This window comes from Pseudomonas sp. HY13-MNA-CIBAN-0226 (assembly GCF_040310305.1).
GTDB lineage: Bacteria > Pseudomonadota > Gammaproteobacteria > Pseudomonadales > Pseudomonadaceae > Aquipseudomonas > Aquipseudomonas gregormendelii.
The window spans coordinates 1-248 of the sequence record NZ_JBEOPS010000491.1 but is presented as its reverse complement, the minus strand read 5'-3'; the positions used below and the strand labels follow the sequence as shown (position 1 = coordinate 248).

The following is a 248-nucleotide window of genomic DNA, read 5'->3' as shown; positions in this document are numbered from 1 at the left end:
CACGCGAAATGCTACCGTGTCAGTGGGATTGACTCTGTAATAAAAATCAACGTTGATTTTATTATCGCTTGTCCAACTGATATCTCGCGCTTCGTACACTTCATATTTTTTATCCTCATCATCATCTTGCTCATACAATTCATTACTACCAAATACCATTGTATAGCGTCCGTCATTGTTAGCTTTTTGACGATCCCATAACATTATATCTTTAGCCATACCTCCTCACTTGTCGATGGCTCTAAAGC

General features: G+C 38.7%; 1 protein-coding gene. It reads right to left on the bottom strand.

The annotated features are described in order from the left end of the window. On the bottom strand, positions 1 to 219 hold a 219-nt coding region (locus AAEZ05_RS29630; protein ID WP_350650201.1), incomplete at its 3' end, for a hypothetical protein. Positions 220 to 248: the final 29 nt, after the last annotated feature.